At 73.1% G+C, this 17,112-nt stretch carries 19 protein-coding genes and 2 pseudogenes; 19 read left to right on the forward strand and 2 right to left on the reverse strand.

Going from position 1 to position 17,112, the window contains the following annotated elements; translation table 11 throughout:
- Positions 1 to 83 precede the first annotated feature (83 nt).
- The 6 genes from ribD to thiL are packed head-to-tail and all read left to right on the forward strand — an operon-like array spanning position 84 to position 5,207.
- Entirely contained in the window at positions 84 to 1,250 is a 1,167-nt protein-coding gene (gene ribD / locus DOO78_RS03275) for a bifunctional diaminohydroxyphosphoribosylaminopyrimidine deaminase/5-amino-6-(5-phosphoribosylamino)uracil reductase RibD (protein ID WP_456308966.1), read from the forward strand.
- Complete coding sequence (locus DOO78_RS03280) at positions 1,232 to 1,894, forward strand: riboflavin synthase (protein ID WP_111468311.1); 663 nt, start codon at positions 1,232 to 1,234, stop codon at positions 1,892 to 1,894. The genes ribD and DOO78_RS03280 overlap by 19 nt, the downstream gene beginning before the upstream one ends.
- On the forward strand, positions 1,891 to 3,030 hold the full coding sequence (gene ribB / locus DOO78_RS03285; RefSeq protein ID WP_111468312.1) for a 3,4-dihydroxy-2-butanone-4-phosphate synthase: 1,140 nt from the start codon (positions 1,891 to 1,893) through the stop codon (positions 3,028 to 3,030). The genes DOO78_RS03280 and ribB overlap by 4 nt, the downstream gene beginning before the upstream one ends.
- Positions 3,027 to 3,509 (forward strand): 6,7-dimethyl-8-ribityllumazine synthase, encoded by a 483-nt coding sequence (gene ribH / locus DOO78_RS03290; protein ID WP_111468313.1) that lies wholly within the window; start codon positions 3,027 to 3,029, stop codon positions 3,507 to 3,509. Before ribB ends, ribH begins: the two co-directional genes overlap by 4 nt.
- A complete protein-coding gene (nusB, locus tag DOO78_RS03295; protein ID WP_111468314.1) occupies positions 3,509 to 4,189 on the forward strand; it encodes a transcription antitermination factor NusB in 681 nt (226 codons plus the stop codon). Before ribH ends, nusB begins: the two co-directional genes overlap by 1 nt.
- Positions 4,190 to 4,244: 55 nt before the next feature.
- Positions 4,245 to 5,207 carry a thiamine-phosphate kinase gene (gene thiL / locus DOO78_RS03300; protein ID WP_243634386.1) on the forward strand — a complete coding sequence of 321 codons (963 nt, stop codon included), beginning with the start codon at positions 4,245 to 4,247 and terminating at the stop codon, positions 5,205 to 5,207.
- Between the two features lie 203 nt (positions 5,208 to 5,410).
- On the opposite strand, the gene DOO78_RS03305 is transcribed toward thiL, so the two are convergent.
- Positions 5,411 to 5,908 (reverse strand): outer membrane protein assembly factor BamE, encoded by a 498-nt coding sequence (locus tag DOO78_RS03305; protein WP_243634332.1) that lies wholly within the window; start codon positions 5,906 to 5,908, stop codon positions 5,411 to 5,413.
- Between the two features lie 87 nt (positions 5,909 to 5,995).
- Here DOO78_RS03305 and DOO78_RS03310 point away from each other — a divergent pair, with 87 nt between their 5' ends.
- The 10 genes and pseudogenes from DOO78_RS03310 (at position 5,996) to DOO78_RS28040 (ending at position 12,285) form a co-directional block, all read left to right on the forward strand.
- The gene (locus DOO78_RS03310; RefSeq protein WP_243634333.1) at positions 5,996 to 6,628 is read left to right on the forward strand and encodes a ubiquinol-cytochrome C chaperone family protein; all 633 of its coding nucleotides are present in this window, start codon (positions 5,996 to 5,998) and stop codon (positions 6,626 to 6,628) included.
- On the forward strand, positions 6,618 to 7,121 hold the full coding sequence (locus DOO78_RS03315; protein ID WP_111468318.1) for a YceD family protein: 504 nt from the start codon (positions 6,618 to 6,620) through the stop codon (positions 7,119 to 7,121). The genes DOO78_RS03310 and DOO78_RS03315 overlap by 11 nt, the downstream gene beginning before the upstream one ends.
- Positions 7,122 to 7,298: 177 nt before the next feature.
- A complete protein-coding gene (gene rpmF / locus DOO78_RS03320) occupies positions 7,299 to 7,499 on the forward strand; it encodes a 50S ribosomal protein L32 (RefSeq protein WP_111468319.1) in 201 nt (66 codons plus the stop codon).
- A gap of 34 nt (positions 7,500 to 7,533) precedes the next feature.
- On the forward strand, positions 7,534 to 8,583 hold the full coding sequence (gene plsX, locus DOO78_RS03325) for a phosphate acyltransferase PlsX (RefSeq protein ID WP_279387766.1): 1,050 nt from the start codon (positions 7,534 to 7,536) through the stop codon (positions 8,581 to 8,583).
- Positions 8,584 to 8,597: 14 nt separating this feature from the next.
- Positions 8,598 to 9,578 carry a beta-ketoacyl-ACP synthase III gene (locus DOO78_RS03330; RefSeq protein ID WP_111468320.1) on the forward strand — a complete coding sequence of 327 codons (981 nt, stop codon included), beginning with the start codon at positions 8,598 to 8,600 and terminating at the stop codon, positions 9,576 to 9,578.
- Between the two features lie 132 nt (positions 9,579 to 9,710).
- Complete coding sequence (locus tag DOO78_RS03335; protein WP_111468321.1) at positions 9,711 to 10,025, forward strand: integration host factor subunit alpha; 315 nt, start codon at positions 9,711 to 9,713, stop codon at positions 10,023 to 10,025.
- Positions 10,026 to 10,119: 94 nt separating this feature from the next.
- A pseudogene (locus DOO78_RS28030) lies at positions 10,120 to 10,392 on the forward strand (MerR family transcriptional regulator); the annotation flags it as partial.
- A gap of 310 nt (positions 10,393 to 10,702) precedes the next feature.
- Positions 10,703 to 11,314 carry a GTP cyclohydrolase I FolE gene (gene folE, locus DOO78_RS03345; protein ID WP_111468323.1) on the forward strand — a complete coding sequence of 204 codons (612 nt, stop codon included), beginning with the start codon at positions 10,703 to 10,705 and terminating at the stop codon, positions 11,312 to 11,314.
- Between the two features lie 53 nt (positions 11,315 to 11,367).
- A pseudogene (locus DOO78_RS28035) lies at positions 11,368 to 11,742 on the forward strand (AtzH-like domain-containing protein); the annotation flags it as partial.
- A gap of 75 nt (positions 11,743 to 11,817) precedes the next feature.
- Positions 11,818 to 12,285, forward strand: a complete 468-nt coding sequence (locus DOO78_RS28040; protein ID WP_165838734.1) for a RidA family protein — start codon at positions 11,818 to 11,820, stop codon at positions 12,283 to 12,285.
- A 22-nt stretch (positions 12,286 to 12,307) separates the two neighbouring features.
- Here the strand turns inward: DOO78_RS28040 and DOO78_RS03355 are convergent, their stop codons facing one another.
- The gene (locus tag DOO78_RS03355) at positions 12,308 to 13,585 is read right to left on the reverse strand and encodes a M20 family metallo-hydrolase (protein WP_111468700.1); all 1,278 of its coding nucleotides are present in this window, start codon (positions 13,583 to 13,585) and stop codon (positions 12,308 to 12,310) included.
- 142 nt (positions 13,586 to 13,727) lie between these two features.
- On the opposite strand from DOO78_RS03355, the gene uraH reads away from it, so the two are divergent.
- The 3 genes from uraH (at position 13,728) to fusA (ending at position 17,062) form a co-directional block, all read left to right on the forward strand.
- Positions 13,728 to 14,084: a hydroxyisourate hydrolase gene (gene uraH, locus DOO78_RS03360; RefSeq protein WP_111468325.1), complete on the forward strand. Its 357-nt coding sequence runs from the start codon at positions 13,728 to 13,730 to the stop codon at positions 14,082 to 14,084.
- A 92-nt stretch (positions 14,085 to 14,176) separates the two neighbouring features.
- A complete protein-coding gene (gene wrbA, locus DOO78_RS03365; RefSeq protein ID WP_111468326.1) occupies positions 14,177 to 14,776 on the forward strand; it encodes an NAD(P)H:quinone oxidoreductase in 600 nt (199 codons plus the stop codon).
- Between the two features lie 192 nt (positions 14,777 to 14,968).
- Positions 14,969 to 17,062, forward strand: a complete 2,094-nt coding sequence (gene fusA, locus DOO78_RS03370; protein ID WP_408887557.1) for an elongation factor G — start codon at positions 14,969 to 14,971, stop codon at positions 17,060 to 17,062.
- Positions 17,063 to 17,112: the final 50 nt, after the last annotated feature.

Raw genomic sequence — 17,112 nt, forward strand, 5'->3', positions numbered from 1 at the left:
GCGCCGGCCCCTCTTTTCCGCATCCCGGCGCCGCGCCACCTTGCGCGCATGACAGCCTCCCGTGCCCGGGCGGGTGGGCACCCGTGCCGGGTGCCGGCCCGCCGATGACCGACCGCGATCCCGACCCGGAGGCCGATCGCGACCACATAGCCGCGGCGCTGGCCATCGCCCGGCGCGGCCTCGGCAATACTTGGCCGAATCCGGCGGTCGGCTGCGTGCTGGTGCGGGACGGCCAGGTGGTCGGCCGCGGCTGGACCCAGCCCGGCGGGCGGCCGCATGCCGAGGCGGTGGCGCTGGCCCGCGCCGGGGCGGCGGCCGAGGGCGCGACCGCCTATGTCACGCTCGAGCCCTGCTCGCATTGGGGCCGCACCCCGCCCTGCTGCGACGCCCTCATCAAGGCCGGCATCCGCCGCGTGGTGGTGGCGACCGGCGATCCCGACCCGCGGGTGGACGGGCGCGGCTTGCAGCGGCTGCGCAAGGCCGGGGTGATCGTCGAGCTCGGCCTCGGCGGGCCGGCGGCGCGGGCGCTGAATGCCGGCTTCGCCCGGCGCATCACCCGGGGCCTGCCGCTCGTCACCCTGAAGCTGGCGACGACGCTCGACGGCCGCATCGCCACCGCCGGCGGCGAGAGCCGCTGGATCACCGGCCCCGAGGCGCGGCGGGAGGCGCATGCGCTGCGCGCCCGGCACGATGCCATCCTGGTCGGCAGCGGCACGGTGCTGGCCGACGACCCCGAACTCACCCCGCGCCTGCCCGGCACCGCCCGGGTGCCGCTCGCCCGGGTGGTGGCCGACAGCCGGCTGCGCACCCCGCTCGACAGCCGGCTGGTGCGGACGGCGCGGCAGGTGCCGACCTGGATCGCCACCCGCACCGGCCAGCGCCCCGGCGTGCTCGCCCCCTATCTCGAGGCCGGGGTGCAGATCCTGCCGGTGCCGCGGGCGCGGCCGGGGCTCGACCTCGCCGCCCTGCTCGGGGCGCTGGCGCAGCGCGGCGTTACCCGGGTGATGGCCGAGGGCGGCGCCGGGCTGGCGGCCGGCCTGCTGCGCGCCGGCCTGGTCGACCGCATCGCCTGGTTCCACGCGCCCGGCATCATGGGCGGGGACGGGCTGCCGGCGGTGCAGCCCTTGCCGCTGGCCGCGCTTTCCGCCATGCCCAGATACCGCCGCGTCGCCAGCCGGGCGGTCGGGGCCGACTGGTTCACGGAGCTGGTCCGCGAGGAGAGCGAGGAAGCATGTTCACCGGAATCGTGACCGATCTCGGCACGGTGCGGGAGGTCCAGCCGATCGGCGGGGGCAACGACATGCGCCTCGTCATCGGCACCTCGCCGGCCTTCCTGGCGCAGCCGGCGCCGGCCGCCATCGGCGCCTCGATCTGCTGCTCGGGCGTCTGCCTGACCGCGGTGCAGCTCGGCGGCGACTGGTTCGCCGCCGACGCCTCGGCCGAGACCCTGTCGAAGACCACGCTGGGCGGGCTGCGGGCGGGCAGCCGCATCAACCTCGAGCGCAGCCTGCGGCTCGGCGACGAGCTGGGCGGGCATCTCGTCTCCGGCCATGTCGACGGCGTCGCCGAGGTGCTCGCGGCCGATCCGGAGAATGCCTCGGTGCGCTGGCGCTTCCGCCTGCCGCCCGGCCTCGCGCGCTTCGTCGCGGAGAAGGGGTCGGTGGCGATCGACGGCGTCTCGCTGACGGTCAACGAGGTTGACGGCGAGGTGTTCGGGGTCAACATCATCCCGCATACCGCCGCCGTGACGACCTTCGGGACGCTGCAGCCCGGCGGCCGGGTGAATATCGAGATCGACACGCTGGCGCGCTACGTCGCGCGGCTGGTGTCGGCAGACCAGGGCGCGCCCAGGGCCGTCATGCCCGGGGCCGCCCGTCCGGGGAGCCCTGCATGACCGCCGCCGCCGCGCCGCAACGCGTCAATTTCGCCGATTTCATCAGCCCGACCGAGGAGCTGATCGAGGAGGCGCGCCGCGGCCGGATGTTCGTCCTGGTCGATGACGAGGACCGCGAGAACGAGGGCGACCTCGTCATCCCCGGCCAGTTCGCGACCCCCGACGCCATCAACTTCATGGCCAAGCATGCCCGCGGCCTGATCTGCCTGGCGATGACGCGGCACCGGGTGGAGCAGCTCGGCCTGCCGCTGATGGCCGCCGCCAACGGCACGCGCCACTCCACCGCCTTCACCGTCTCGATCGAGGCGAAGGAGGGCGTCACCACCGGCATCTCGGCGGCCGACCGGGCGCACACCATCGCCACCGCCATCAACCCCGAGCTCGGCCGCGAGCACATCGTGACCCCCGGCCATGTCTTCCCGCTGCTGGCGCGCGACGGCGGCACCCTGGTGCGCGCCGGCCATACCGAGGCCTCGGTCGACATCGCCCGCCTCGCCGGCCTCAACCCCTCGGGCGTGATCTGCGAGATCATGAACGAGGACGGCACCATGGCGCGGATGCCGGACCTCGTCGCCTTCGCCCAGCACCATGGGCTGAAGCTCGGCACCATCGCCGACCTCATCGCCCATCGCCGGCGCACCGAGCGGCTGGTGCGGCGGGTGACCGAGGGCCAGATCGAGCATCCGGTGGGCGGCGACTGGCGCCTCGTCGTCTTCACCAACACGCTCGAATACGGCGAGCACCTGGCGCTGGTGAAGGGCGACGTCGCCGCCGCCGGGCCGGTGCTGGTGCGCATGCATGCCGCGAACCTGCTGCACGACATCGTCGCCGGCGCCGGCACGGCCGACCTGCACGACGCCATGCGCATGATCGAGACGGCCGGGCGCGGCGTCGTCGTCATCATCCGCGACTGGCGGCTCAACAACATGAGCGAGCAGATCCGCCACAGCAAGGATCGCCGGGTCGCGCCGCCCGAGATCCGCGACTACGGCATCGGCGCCCAGATCCTGGCCGATCTCGGCGTCCGCGACATGGTGCGGCTGTCCAACAACCCCCGGCCCATCGTCGGCCTCGAGGGGTATGGGCTGCGGGTCGTCGAGACCCGGCCGCTGATCCGCAGGAAGGACACGCCATGAGTACCATCGACGCGCCGGTGCGCGCGGCGCAGCCCCTTCCCGGGCCGGCGCCGCGGCTGCTGGTGATCCAGGCCCCCTATTACGAGCAGGTGGTCGGCGGCATGCGCCGCGGCGCCGAGCGGGTCTTCGCCGAGGCCGGGGCCACCCACCAGGTGGTCGAGGTCGCCGGCGGCTACGAGCTGCCGGCCGCGCTCCGCATGGCGCTGGCGCAGACCGGCGAGGCCTATGACGGCTACCTGCTGCTCGGCTGCGTGGTGCGTGGCGAGACCGACCACTACACCTTCATCTGCGACGCCATCTGCCACGGCGTGATGCAGATCGCGGCCGAGACGGGGGCGGCGATCGGCTTCGGCCTGCTCACCGTCGACACCCTGCCGCAGGCGGTGGCGCGGGCCGGCGAGGACCATCACAACAAGGGGGCCGAGGCGGCGCATGCGCTGCTCGGCCAGGTGGCGCTCCGCCGCCGCTGGGGCCTGTGATGCCGGGACCGAAATCGGCGACCGGCGAGCTCGACCGGCTGCGGGCGGAATACGCCGCGGAGCAGCGGGCGGCGGGCGAGGGCCGGCCGTCGGGGCTCGACCGGGGGCCGGCCGCCCCGCCCGAGGCCGCGTCCGGGGCCGCCCCCGCCGGCCGGGCGGCGCCGGCCCGCAAGGGCGGCGCGCCGCGCGGCCGCGGCCGGCCGCGCACCGGCGCCCGCCTCGCCGCGGTGCAGGCGCTGTTCCAGAGCGAGCAGACCGGCGAGCCGGCCGAGTCCGTCATCAGCCAGTTCCAGCGCCACCGCCTCGGCACCCAGCCCGGCGAGGGCGGCTTCGAGGAAGGCCGGGTGCCGGACGCCGATGCGCCGCTCTTCGCCGAGATCGTGCTGCGCGTCGCCCGCGATCCCGCGGCGCTGGACGAGGAGCTGGCGCGCCACCTGGCGCGGGACTGGCCGCTCGCCAAGCTCGACCCGGTGCTGCGGGCGCTGCTGCGGGCCGCCTGCGGCGAGCTGCGCGGCACCACGGAGCCGCCGGCGCGGGTGGTGATCAACGAGTATCTCGACGTGGCGCATAGCTTCTTCGGCCCCGAGGAATCGCGCTTCGCCAATGGCGTGCTGGACGCCATGGCGCGCGCCCTCCGGGCGGAGGAGTTCGCCGGCCAGCCGCGCCGCCGCGGTGGCTGAGCCGCCGGGCGCGCCGGCGGACGAAGAGGCGCGGGAGGGTTCGCCGGAGGCGCCGCTGCCGGGCGAGTTCGCGCTCATCGCCCGGCATTTCCGCCGCCTCGCCGGCCCCGGCGCGCTGGATCTGCAGGACGATGCCGCGGTGCTGGCGCCCCCCCGGGGGCGCGAGCTGGTGCTGGCCGCCGATGCCATGGTGGCGGGCGTGCACTTCCTCCCCGACGACCCGCCGGAGGAGGTCGGCCGCAAGCTGCTGCGGGTGAACCTGTCCGACCTCGCCGCCATGGGGGCGGTGCCGCTCGGCTACCTGATGACCACGGCCCTGCCGCGGACGCTGCCGGCCGACTGGCTCGGCCGCTTCGTCGAGGGGCTGGCCGCCGATCAGGCGGAATACGGCGTCTCGGTGCTGGGCGGCGACACGGTCTCGACGCCGGGGCCGGTGGCGCTCTCGCTCACCATCCTCGGCCATGTGGCGCCCGGCACGGCGCTGCGGCGCGCCGGGGCGCGGCCGGGCGACGGGCTCTGGGTTTCCGGCACCATCGGCGACGGGGCGCTCGGCCTGCTTGTGCTGCAGGGCAGGCTGGCGGGCGACGCGGCGGGGCATCTGGCGCGCCGCTACCGCCTGCCGCAGCCGCGCCTGGCCCTCGGGCAGGCGCTGCTCGGCCTCGCCCGGGCGGCGATGGATGTCTCGGACGGGCTGGTGCAGGATTGCGGCCATCTCTGCCGCGCCTGCGGCTGCGGCGCCGAGATCGAGGCGGCGGCGCTGCCGCTCTCGCCGGCGGCGCTGGCGGCGCTCGCGGCCGAGCCGGGGCTGCTCGCCACCCTGCTCGGCGGCGGCGACGACTACGAGCTGCTCTTCGCCGCGCCGGCCGAGGCCGCGGCGGAGGTCGAGGCCCGGGCCGCCAGGGCCGGGACGCCGGTGACCCGGATCGGCCGCTTCGCCGCCGGCCCGGCGCGGGTGCGCGTGCTGGATGCGGCCGGCGCCGAGCTGCCGCTGCCGCAGGCCGGCTGGAGCCATTTCTGAGGCGCCCGCGGCGCCGCCGGGACGAGCGGATCGGCAGAACACTGAAAATAAGGCCCGGTGTCCCGATCCCGACGTCCCGCAGACGCCAAGATCAGGACACTAGAGCATGTCCTGCGAAGGTCCGTTCGCCTGCAATGCTCTAGGGATTTGTTTTTACGAGCATCGTCACCTGTCAGGCTGAGGTCTTCCGGACAGGATCTGCTCTAGCGCATCGTCCCCGGGCCCGGCGTCTGCTGCGGACCGCCCGGCATGCTCGCCGCGCCGGGGCCGAAGCTGCCGATATTCCCGAACAGCGCCTGCAACAGAGTGCGGTCGTTGCCGGGGACCGGCGTCTCGCGCGAGACCATCTGGACAGCCTTGCCCTGGTCCTCGCCGACCCGCTTCACCTCCTGCACCACGCCCTGCGCGTCGAAGTTGATGACGACCACCTCCTGGTCCATCACCGCCAGGGCGCGGCCGGGGCGCTGCCGGGTCTTGCTGCTGATGTAGTACCAGACATTGTCGCCGAAGGTGCTGGTCTGGGTCGGCGAGCCGAGCAGCGCCTGCACGTCCTGCTTGGTCTGCACGCCCGGGACGATCTCGCCGAGCTGGTCCTGCGGCACGCGGTGGCCGCGCTGGACGACGGGCGCCTGGAAGACGCTGCAGCCGGGCAGGGCGGCGAGCAGGGCGGCGAGCAGGGCGAGGGCCAGGGGGAGGGCCAAGGCGCGGCCGGGCCGTGGGCCGGCCAGGCGGCTCCTGCGGCACGGCGCGTTGACCGGGCGGGAAGGGCGATCCATGTCTGCGGCCGAATGCCACCTCGCCGCGCCAGGGTCAACCGGATCGCGGCCCGCAGCCCGAAGGACCCCGCCGCGATGGGCCTCTCCGCCCTGTTCCGACGCAAGCCGCATGAAAGGGCAGGCTTCCTGCTCTACGGGGCGGCGGTCGCGGCGGCGCGCCATCCCTATTTCTTCGACCGGCTCGGCGCGCCCGACAGCCTCGATGGCCGCTTCGACCTGGTCGGGCTGCATGTGGCGCTGCTGATCCACCGGCTGCGGCGCGACGCCGATGCGCGCGGCGCGGCGCTGGCCCAGGCGGTGTTCGATGCCATGTTCGCCGACATGGACGTCAATCTCCGCGAGATGGGCGTCGGCGACCTCGCGGTCGGCAAGCGGGTGCGGCGGATGTGGGAGGCGTTCCACGGCCGGGCGCAGGCCTATGAGGCGGCGCTCGAGGCGGCGGATGCCGAGGCCTTCGCCGCGGCGCTGCAGCGCAATGTCTGGCGCTCGGAGGGCGAGGCCTCGCCGGCGGCGCGCCGACTCGCCGGCCATGCGCGCGCCACCGCTGCGGCCCTGGCGGCGCAGCCCCTGGCGCCACTGCTGCGCGGCGAGGTCCGCTTCCCCGATCCCGTCCCTGGCCCCGAGGAGCCCGCCGATGCCGCCTGAGGCCCCCGAATTCTCCCGCCCCCTGGCGCTGGGGCGGGTCGGCCCCGAGGGCCGCGCCGAGACGCTGGAGGCCGGCCCGGCCGAGCGCGCGGCGCTGGCGCGGCGATTCGGCATCCCCGGCATCGACAGCCTGCGGGTGCGATTCGACCTGCAGCCGGAGGCGGATGGCGCGATCCGCGCCACCGGCGAGCTGGAGGCCGAGGTGGTGCAGGAATGCGTGGTCAGCCTCGAGCCGGTGCCGCAGCGCGTGGCCGAGCGCTTCGTGCTGCGCCTGCTGCCCGCCGGGCGGGAGCCGGGGGACGGGCCGGAGGATCTCGACGAGATCGAGACCGAGCATGACGTGGCGGATCTCGGCGAGGTGGCAGCGGAGCAGCTCGCCCTCGCCCTCGACCCCTATCCCCGGGCGCCGGATGCGGTCCTGCCGGCGGAGGCCGGATCGGCGGAGGGCGCCTTCGCGGCGCTCGCCGCGCTCCGCCGGCGCCCGGCGCCATGACCGGCCCCGGCGGCGCCGGATGCGCCGTGCTGCCGCGGCGCGGGCGGAAGTCCTTCTTCCGCCACCCTTTCCGGGGAGGCCCCGGCCGGCGGCGCGCTTGCGTCAGGGGGGGCAGGATGCTACAGCCGCGCGCTCCCGCAGAATCCTGCTGTTTGTGACGAAGAAAGGCTCGGCGCCATGGCCGTTCCGAAGAAGAAGGTTTCGCCCTCCCGCCGCGGCATGCGTCGGAGTCATGAGGCGCTGTCCGCCCAGGCGCACCATGAGTGCCCGAATTGCGGCGAGCTGAAGCGGCCGCACCATGTCTGCGGCTCCTGCGGCCATTACGACGGCCGTGAGGTCATCGCCGCCGACGCCGTGAAGGGCGTGGTCCGCACCTGAGCCGCCGCGCCCGGCCGGCAAGGAAACGCAGATCGTGTCGAAGCCCTTCTCCCTGGCGATCGACGCCATGGGGGGTGACAACGCACCCGACATCGTGCTGGACGGGCTGGAGCTCGCCGCGGAGCGGCATCCCGAGGCCCGCTTCCTCCTGATCGGGGACGAGGCCCGCATCGGCGGCATGCTGGCGCGCCGGCCGAAGGCGGCGAAGCTCAGCAGCCTGCGGCACGCGCCCGACGTCATCTCCTCGGAGATGAAGCCGACCGCGGCGCTGCGGCAGGGCCGGCGGAGCTCCATGCGCGTCGCCATCGACAGCGTCGCCGCCGGCGACGCCGCCGGCGTGGTCTCGGCCGGGAACACCGGCGCGCTGATGGCGCTGGCGAAGATCGTCATCAAGACCCTGCCGGAGATCGACCGGCCGGCGCTCGCCGCCATCATGCCCTCGGCGCGCGGCGACGTGGTGATGCTCGATCTCGGCGCCAACGTGCAGTGCGACGCGCGCAACCTCGTCGAGTTCGCCGTCATGGGCGAGACCTTCGCCCGCGCCGTGCTCGGCCTCTCGGCGCCGAGCTATGGCTTGCTGAATGTCGGCTCCGAGGAGCTGAAGGGCGACGAGCGGGTGCGCGCGGCGGCCGAGGTGCTGAAGGAAAGCCATATCGGCGCCACCTTCCACGGCTTCGTCGAGGGGCACGACATCACCGCCGGCACGGTCGATGTGATCGTGACCGACGGCTTCACCGGCAACATCGCGCTGAAGACCGGCGAGGGCGCGCTCAAGCTGATGCGCGACCTGCTGCGGCAGGTCTTCACGAGCAGCGTCCCGGCGCGGCTCGGCTACCTGCTCGCGCGCCCCGCCCTCGACCGCCTGCGGGAATGGATGGACCCGCGCCGCTACAATGGCGCCATCCTGCTCGGCCTGAACGGCGTCGTCGTGAAGAGCCATGGCGGCACCGACGCGCTCGGCTTCGCGCATGCCGTCGACGTCGCCATGGACATGGTGACGCACCACTTCAACGACCGCATCCGGGAGGGACTCTCCCGGCTTTCCATGCCCGCGGCGGAGCCGCTCGCCCCCGCCCGGCCTTGAGGATCTGACCTGCCATGGTGACCCGCGCCATCATCGTCGGCTGTGGCGGCTACCTGCCGCAGCGGGTCGTCGCCAATGACGCGCTCGGCGAGGCCTTCGGCATCGAGACCTCGGATGCCTGGATCACCGAGCGCACCGGCATCCGCCAGCGCCATGTCGCGGCGCCGGAGGAGACCGCCTCCTCCATGGGCCTCGCCGCGGCGCGGCAGGCGCTGGAGCGCGCCGGCCTCGAGGGCGCGGCGGTCGATTGCGTCATCGTCGCCACCGCGACGCCGGACAGCGCCTTCCCCGCCACTGCCGTCCGCATCCAGGCGGGGCTCGGCTCGCATCAGGGCTTCGCCTTCGACGTCTCGGCCGCCTGCACCGGCTTCGTCTACGCGCTCGGCCTCGCCGATTCGCTGATCCGCACCGGCCAGGCGCGCTGCGCCGTGGTGATCGGGACGGAGGTCTTCTCCCGCATCCTCGACTGGACCGACCGCGGCACCTGCGTCCTCTTCGGCGACGGCGCCGGCGCGGTGGTGCTGGTGGCGGGCGAGGGGCGGGGCGATGCGACCGATCGCGGCATCCTCTCGACGCATCTGCACTCCGATGGCCGCTACGGCGACATCCTGCTGGTCGATGGCGGCGCCGGCTCGAACGGCGAATGCGGCAAGCTGCGCATGGCGGGCAAGGAGGTGTTCCGGCACGCCGTCTCCAAGCTCGCCTCGGTGGTGGACGAGGCGCTGGCGGCGAACGGCCTGGCGCAGTCCGACATCCGCTGGCTGATCCCGCACCAGGCCAATCTCCGCATCATCGACGCCATGGGCAAGAAGCTCGGCCTGCCGAAGGAGCGGGTGGTGGTGACGGTGGACCGGCACGCCAACACCTCGGCCGCCTCGATTCCGCTGGCGCTGGCCGAGGCGGCGGGCAAGGGGCTGATCGAGCGCGGCGACCTGATGGTGCTGGAGGGCATCGGCGGCGGCCTCACCTGGGGCGCCGCCCTGGCCCGGTTCTGAGCCGGGCGCGCCACCGCAGCCGCGAAGCCACGCCCGCCGCTCTTCGATGCGCTCGCGGCAAGCTTCGCTTGACCGCCGCAACCGATACCGGTTTCCTTGGCGTCACAAGGGTTTGCGGGGACCAGTTGTGGCATGAACACGCTCACGCGTGCGAGCCTTGCCGAGGCGATCTACAGCCAGGTCGGCTTGTCACGGAACGAATCCGCCGCTCTCCTCGAGGCCGCGCTCGAGCACATGGCCGCGGCGCTCGAGGCCGGCGAGGCGGTGAAGATCTCCGCCTTCGGCACCTTCATGGTGCGCCAGAAGGGCCAGCGGGTCGGCCGCAACCCGAAGACCGGCGTCGAGGTGCCGATCCTGCCGCGCAAGGTCCTCTCCTTCCGCCCCTCCCAGGTGCTGAAGGCGCGCATCAACGGGCAGCCGGTGCCGCGCGGGGCGGCGGAGGCGTGAGGCCGGGCCCGGGCAGGGGGGTGCTGGCGGCCGCGGGGCGCCGCCATCCCGGCGGCCGGCGGCCGCAGGCGGTGCGTGACACCATGGGGGGTGGATGAGCGAGGACCCGACCGATCCGGGCCGGCTGCGGGCCCGCAAGGCCCCCACCGCCTTCCGCACCATCTCGGAAGTGGCCGATGACCTGCACATCCCCCAGCACGTCCTCCGCTTCTGGGAGACCAAATTCCCGCAGCTCAAGCCGCTGAAGCGCGGCGGCGGGCGCCGCTACTACCGGCCGGAGGATATCGCGCTGCTGCGGCGCGTCTCCGATCTCCTTTACACCCAGGGTTATACGATCAAGGGGGTGCAACGCCTGTTGCGCGAGGGTGGCCTGGCGGAGGGCGAGTCCGAGCTGCCGCAGCCGGAGCCCGAGGCCCCGCCCGGCAGCCTGCGGGCGGTGCTCGAGGAGCTGGAGGAGCTGGCCGAGGAACTGCACGCCATCGCTGGCCGTTGATCCGCCCCGCGGCCGATCACAGCCGTCCGAGGCCGGGGCGTGCCCGGGCCTCGGGCGGCGACAGGGCCGGGCGGGGGCTTTAAAAGCGAGTCCCTGCCGGGCGGATCTCGGTGCGCCTGGGCCGTGCCTTGGGCCGACCGTCCCGGGGCCGCTATGCCAGCCGCATGCCAGAGGATAGGTGCCGATGTCCGCCAAGCCGCTCGCCGAACAGCCCATGGCGCAGGATCGCCCGAGCCGCAGCGAGGCCGAGGCGGCGGTCCGCACCCTGCTGCGCTGGGCCGGCGACGATCCCGGGCGGGAGGGGCTGCTCGACACGCCGGCGCGCGTCGTCCGCTCCTACGAGGAGTTCTTCGCCGGCTACGGGATCGACCCCGTGGCGCTGCTGGAGCGGACCTTCGCCGAGACCGAGGGCTATGACGAGATCGTCCTGCTGAAGGACATCCGGCTCGAGAGCTATTGCGAGCACCACATGGTGCCGATCATCGGCATCGCGCATGTCGCCTATCTCCCGGCCAACCGGGTGGTCGGCATCAGCAAGCTCGCCCGGGTGGTGCATGCCTATGCCAAGCGGCTGCAGATCCAGGAGAAGCTGACGGCGCAGATCGCCAACACCATCGAGTCGGTGCTGCAGCCGCGCGGCGTCGCGGTGGTGATCGAGAGCGAGCATCAGTGCATGACTACCCGCGGCGTGCACCAGCACGGCGCCAGCATGGTGACCAGCCGCATGCTGGGCGCCTTCCGCGACGACCCGAACACGCGGCGGGAGCTGATGGCGCTGATCCGGTCGCGGCACTGACCGGCCGCCCGGCGATGCCGCCCGACGCGCCCGGCGGCGCGATGCCGCCCGACATGCCCGGCGGCGTGGGGCCGATCGACGACCCTTCCGTGCTCGCCGAGCTGCGTGCCGTCTTCGACCGCTACGAGCGCGCCATCGCGGTGAATGACGCGGCCGTGCTCGATGCCAGCTTCTGGGCCGATCCACGCACGGTCCGCTTCGGCACCACCGAGATCCTCTACGGCATCGAGGCCATCCGCGCCTTCCGGGCGAGCGTCGCGCGCTACGCGCCGCGCGCGGCCCGGCGCGTCCACATCACCGCCTTCGGCCGCGACTTCGGCTGCACCCACCTGGAATACCAGCGCACCGATACCGGGCTGGTCGGCCGGGAGACCAAGATCATGGCCCGGCTGCCCGGCCTTGGCTGGAAGGTGGTCTCGGCGCATGTCTCGCTCCTCGCCGGCAGCGATCCCGGGCGGGTGGCGCGGGAGCCGGCGGCGGACGGCACAGCGAAGGAGGGGAGCATGGCAGGCAGGATCGAGGCGCGGCTCAGGGAGCTCGGCATCGCGCTGCCCGCGCCGGCGGCGCCGGTGGCGAACTACATCCCGTTCAACCGGGTCGGGACCCTCGTCGTCGTCTCCGGCCAGATCCCGCTGCGCGACGGCAAGATCGCCTATGCCGGCAAGCTCGGCGCCGGCGTCTCGGTCGAGGAGGGCCAGGCGGCGGCGCGGCTCTGCTTCGTCAACCTCGTGGCGCAGGTGAAAGCCGCCTGCGAGGGCGACCTGGACCGGGTGCGCCGCGTGGTGCGGCTCGGCGGCTTCATCGCCGCGCCGCCCGACTTCACCCAGCATGCGGTGGTGATGAACGGCGCCTCGGACCTCGCCGTCGAGATCTTCGGCGAGGCCGGGCGGCATGCCCGCAGCACCATCGGCGTGCCCTCGCTGCCCGGCGATGCCGCGGTCGAGGTCGAGGGCCTGTTCGAGATCGCCTGACGGGCGCCCGCCGGCCGCCGGGTCAGGCGGCCAGCTCGGCCAGGACCTGCGCCAGCACCCGCGCGCCCTTCGCCAGCTGCTCCGGCGAGGAATACTCCGCCGGGTTGTGGCTGATGCCGCGGCGGCTGGGGACGAAGACCATGCCGCTCGGGCAGAGCGGCACCATGAACTGCGCGTCGTGGAAGGCGCCCGAGGGCATGCGCTTCGCCGCCAGCCCCTGCGCCGCCGCGGCGCGGGCCACGGCCTCGACCACCGCCGGGGCGAATTCCGCCGGCAGGGCGTGGAAGCGCTCGGTCACCGCGACCTCGCAATGCCGCACCGCCTGCCGGATCGTGGATTCGATCGCATCGCCGCGCGCGGTCAGCACGGCGGCGTCGGGATGCCGGAAATCGATGGTGAAGCGCACCGTCTCGGCGACGCTGTTCGAGCTGTTCGGCGCCACCTCGATGCGGGCGACGGTGAAGCGCAGCACGTCGGTCGGGTCCTCCATCAGCCGGTTCAGGGCCGTGATGGCGCGCACCATGTCCTGCACCGCATCCCGCCGGGTGGAGAGCGGCGCGGTGCCGGCATGCGCGCTCTCGCCCGTCAGCTCGACCAGGAACCAGCGGCTGCCCTGGATGCCGGTGACCACGCCGATATCGAGCCCCTCCGCCTCCAGCACCGGCCCCTGCTCGATATGCGCCTCGACATAGGCATGCGGCCGCATCCTCTCGACCACGCCGAGCGGGCGGCGCGGGATGTCCGCCTCCAGCGCCAGTTGCTCGGCGAGCGCATCGCCGAAGCGGATGCCCTCGCCATCCGTCACCGCGTCCCAGGCATCGGGCGGGCTGTGGCCGGCATAGGCCATGCTGCCCATGCAGCCCGGGGCGAAGCGGCCGCCCTCCTCGTTGGTCCAGGCGACGATCTCGATCGGGTGGCGGGTGGCGGTGCCGGCCTCGCGCAGCGCCTGCACCGCCTCGAGCGCGGCGAGGACGCCCCAGATGCCGTCGAACCGCCCGCCGGACGGCTGGCTGTCCATATGGCTGCCGGTCAGCACCGGCGGCAGGCCGGGCTCCTTCCCCGCATGCCGCAGGAAGAGGTTGCCGAGCGCATCGACCGAGGGTTCGAGGCCGATCGCCTCGCCCCAGCCGATCAGCAGCCGGCGCGCCTCGCGGTCCAGCGGGCAGAGGCAGGGGCGGTTGACGCCCGGCGCGCCGTCGGCGCCGGTGATGGCGCCGAGCCTGGCCATGGCCATCAGCCGGTCCCATTGCCGCTGCCCATCCACCGCCGCCACGGCATTCGGCGCCACGATCCCGCTCATCCCGCCCTCATCCGGCTCGCTGCCTCCGCTACAGCGCCGCGGCCGCGCCGGCGTCAAGCAGCCTTGGCGCGGCGCGGGCGGCCCGCGCATCATCGCCGGCGCCCGGGCCGCGATGGCACGGGGCAGCCCCGGGAGCGGCGCCATGGCGCATGACAGCTATCTCAGCACCCATATCCTCGACACCGCCCGCGGCCGCCCCGGCGCCGGCGTGACGGTGGAGCTGTGGCGGCTCGACCCGGAGCCGGCGCATCTCGTCACCACCACCACCGACCGGGACGGCCGCGCCGCCGATCCGCTGCTGCCGGAGGCGCGGTTCATCCCCGGCCGCTACGAGTTGCGCTTCCATATCGGCGCCTATTTCGCGGCGGCCGGGCTGGCGGCGGAGCCGCCCTATCTCGACGTGGTGCCGGTGCGGGTGACGCTCGCGGCCGGGCAGGGGCACTACCACGTGCCGCTGCTCTGCGCCCCCTGGAGCTACACCACCTATCGCGGGTCTTGAGATTGGCGGCCCGCCCCTTGGCCCAGGCGGGGGGAGGCAACCGCCGCGCCGCCTCGGGCGTCATGCCCGGCGTGAGCGGAAGGACCGATCCCATGGCACGCATCCTGGTGCTCTATTATTCCATGTACGGCCATGTCGAGACGATGGCCGGGGCGGTGGCGGAGGGCGCGCGCGGCGCCGGCGCCGAGGTCAGCATCAAGCGGGTGGCGGAGCTGATGTCGCGCGAGCAGGCCGAGCGCGCGCATGCCAAGCTCGACCAGCCGGCGCCCGAGGCCGACCCGCAGGAGCTCGACCAGTACGACGCCATCATCATCGGCTGCCCGACGCGCTATGGCCGCATGGCGGCGCAGATGGCGCAGTTCTGGGACCAGACCGGCGGGCTCTGGGCGCGCGGGGCGCTGATTGGCAAGGTCGGCAGCGCCTTCAGCTCCACCGCCAGCCAGCATGGCGGGCAGGAGACGACTCTGATGGCCATGCACACCATGATGCTTCACCACGGCATGGTGCTGGTCGGCCTGCCCTACAGCGCCGCCGGCCTCGCCCGGATCGACGAGATGAGCGGCGGCACGCCCTATGGCGCCACCACCATCGCCGGCGGCAAGGGCGAGCGGCAGCCGAGCGCGAACGAGCTCGACCTCGCCCGCTTCCAGGGCCGGCACGTGGCGGAGGTGGCGCGCAGGCTGGCGGGCTGAGCCGCGGGGCCGGCCCGGCGGCGCAGCCCGCCGGGGCATGGCCGCCCCGCTTCCGGGCCGGGCCTCGGGTGGCGAAACGCGCTTGCAAATCCGGGCCGGAGGGGGCATCTCCCCCGCGATAGCACTCCGACGAGTCTGACCGTTCGGCGGGCGGCACGAGGGATCGCCTCGAGGCCGGGCCCGCTTTCGCCTATGGAGGCCCAAGTGGCGCGCACCCCGCTCGACAAGATCCGCAACATCGGCATCACGGCGCATATCGACGCCGGCAAGACCACGACGACCGAGCGGATCCTCTACTACACCGGCAAGTCGCACCGCATCGGTGAGGTGCACGACGGCAACACCACCACCGATTACATGGCGCAGGAGCGCGAGCGGGGGATCACCATCACCTCCGCCGCCGTCACCGCCGTGTGGAACGACCACCGCATCAACATCATCGACACGCCCGGCCACATCGATTTCAACATCGAGGTGAACCGCTCGCTGCGCGTGCTGGACGGCGCGGTCTTCATCATCGAGGGCGTGGCCGGCGTGCAGCCGCAGTCCGAGACCAACTGGCGCCTGGCCGACCGCTACAACGTCCCGCGCCTCATCTACATCAACAAGCTCGACCGCACCGGCGCCGACTTCTACCGCGCCGCCGAGACGCTGACCGAGAAGCTCGGCATCAACTGGGTGGCGCTGCAGCTGCCGATCGGCGTCGAGGACACGCTGAAGGGCGTGATCGACCTGGTCGAGATGAAGGCGATCATCTGGGAGGGCGACGAGCTCGGCGCCGCCTATCACGACGCGCCGATCCCGGACGACCTGAAGGACAAGGCCGCCGAGTACCGCGAGAAGCTGCTCGAGACCGTCGTCACCGCCGATGACGAGGCGATGGAGAAATATCTCGAGGATGGCGACCTGCCGGTCGCGCTGCTGAAGCGCGCCATCAAGAAGGGCACCATCTCCGGCGAGTTCCGCCCGGTGGTCTGCGGCTCCTCCTTCAAGAACAAGGGCGTGCAGCCGCTGCTCGACGCCGTGGTCGACTACCTGCCGAGCCCGGTGGATGTCGAGGGCATCAAGGTCGCCCCCGAGGAGGGCGAGGACGAGGAGGCCGAGCGCCGCGTGATCCCGGCGACCGAGGACGGCCCCTTCGCCGGCCTCGCCTTCAAGATCATCAACGACAAGTACGGCAACCTGACCTTCGTGCGGGTGTATCGCGGCGTGCTGCGCTCCGGCGACACGGTGCTGAACACCACCAAGGAGGGCAAGGAGCGCGTCGGCCGCATGTTCCAGATGCACGCCGACAAGCGCGAGGAGATCAAGGAGGTCTTCGCCGGCGACATCGCCGCCTTCGTCGGGCTGAAGGACACCGGCACCGGCGACACCCTGGCCTCGGCCGAGGACCCGGTGGTGCTGGAGCGCATGGCCTTCCCGGTGCCGGTCATCGACATCTCCGTCGAGCCGAAGACCAAGGAGGGCGTCGAGAAGATGACCCTCGGCCTGCAGAAGCTGGCCGGCGAGGACCCCTCGCTCCGCCTGCGTACCGACCAGGAGACCGGCCAGACCATCCTGTCGGGCATGGGCGAGCTGCATCTCGAGATCATCATCGACCGCCTGAAGCGCGAATACGGCGTCGATGCCAATATCGGCGCGCCGCAGGTGGCCTATCGCGAGACCATCACCAAGCCGCACACCGAGACCTACACCCACAAGAAGCAGTCGGGCGGCTCGGGCCAGTACGCCGAGGTGAAGATCACCTTCGAGCCGCTGGAGCGGAACCAGGGGATCGAGTTCGTCAACGCCGTGGTCGGCGGCTCGGTGCCGAAGGAGTACATCCCGGCGGTCGACAAGGGCATCAAGGTGCAGGCCGAGACCGGCGTGCTGGCCGGCTTCCCGACGGTGGACTTCAAGTTCTCCCTGGTGGACGGCAAGTACCACGACGTCGACAGCTCGGCGCTGGCCTTCGAGATCGCCGCCAAGGCCTGCTTCCGCGAGGGCATGAAGAAGGCCGGCCCGGTGATCCTGGAGCCGATCATGGATGTCGAGATCACCACGCCGCAGGACCATGTCGGCGACGTGGTCGGCGACCTGAACCGCCGCCGCGGCGTGATCCAGAGCCAGGACATGGCCGGCACCTCGGTCATCGTCCGGGCGCATGTGCCGCTGAAGGAGATGTTCGGCTACATCTCCAACCTGCGGGGCATGACCAAGGGCCGCGCCTCCTTCTCGATGCAGTTCCACCACTACGATCCGGTGCCGCGCAACATCGCGGACGAGATCATGACGAAGTCGGCCTGACCGCCGGCTTCCCTGGCTTCGGCAGCGGCGCGGGGGTCTCCCCCGCGCCG

It is taken from the genome of Roseicella frigidaeris, assembly GCF_003258945.1.
Lineage (GTDB): Bacteria > Pseudomonadota > Alphaproteobacteria > Acetobacterales > Acetobacteraceae > Paracraurococcus > Paracraurococcus frigidaeris.